This is a genomic window from Burkholderia sp. E168m22 (genome assembly GCF_001319805.1).
Lineage (GTDB): Bacteria > Pseudomonadota > Gammaproteobacteria > Burkholderiales > Burkholderiaceae > Burkholderia > Burkholderia orbicola.
On sequence record NZ_BBSK01000174.1, the window covers coordinates 1 to 1,146 of the forward strand.

Here is a 1,146-nt window from a genome sequence, read left to right on the forward strand (position 1 = left end):
GTACGGCCGCCTTCGCGGATTGCGAAGCGCAGACCTTCTTCCATCGCGATCGGAGCGATCAGCTTCACCGTGATCGACACGTTGTCGCCCGGCATCACCATTTCCTTGTCCTTCGGCAGCTCGATCGAGCCCGTCACGTCCGTCGTACGGAAGTAGAACTGCGGACGGTAGTTGTTGAAGAACGGCGTGTGACGGCCGCCTTCGTCCTTGCTCAGCACGTACACTTCAGCCGTGAAGTGCGTGTGCGGCGTGATCGAACCCGGCTTCGCCAGAACCTGGCCACGCTCCACGTCTTCACGCTTCGTGCCGCGCAGCAGGATACCCACGTTATCGCCTGCCTGACCTTGGTCCAGCAGCTTGCGGAACATTTCAACGCCCGTGCAGGTCGTCTTCACCGTCGGCTTGATACCGACGATTTCGATTTCCTCGCCGACCTTCACGATGCCGCGCTCGACACGACCCGTCACCACCGTACCGCGGCCCGAGATCGAGAACACGTCTTCCACCGGCATCAGGAACGCGCCGTCAACTGCACGCTCCGGCGTCGGGATGTACGTGTCCAGCGCGTCGGCCAGGCTCATGATCGCCACTTCGCCCAGCTCGCCCGTGTCGCCTTCCAGCGCCAGCTTTGCCGAACCCTTCACGATCGGCGTGTCGTCGCCCGGGAAGTCGTACTTCGACAGGAGTTCGCGAACTTCCATCTCGACCAGCTCGAGCAGTTCCGCGTCGTCCACCATGTCGCACTTGTTCAGGAACACGATGATGTACGGAACGCCAACCTGACGCGCCAGCAGGATGTGCTCACGCGTTTGCGGCATCGGGCCGTCTGCTGCCGAGCAAACCAGGATCGCGCCGTCCATCTGCGCTGCGCCCGTGATCATGTTCTTCACATAGTCAGCGTGGCCCGGGCAGTCGACGTGTGCGTAGTGGCGGTTAGCCGTTTCGTACTCGACGTGTGCCGTGTTGATCGTGATGCCGCGCGCCTTTTCTTCCGGTGCCGCGTCGATCTGGTCGTATGCCTTCGCTTCGCCGCCGAACTTCTTCGTCAGCACCGTCGTGATCGCTGCCGTCAGCGTCGTCTTGCCGTGGTCAACGTGACCAATCGTACCAACGTTCACGTGCGGCTTGGTCCGCTCAAATTTACCC

General features: G+C 61.9%; 1 protein-coding gene. It reads right to left on the bottom strand.

Annotated features, from left to right (window positions below):
• The coding region (tuf, locus tag AP428_RS34265; protein ID WP_231691735.1) for an elongation factor Tu at positions 1-1,146 on the bottom strand (1,146 nt) is incomplete at both ends.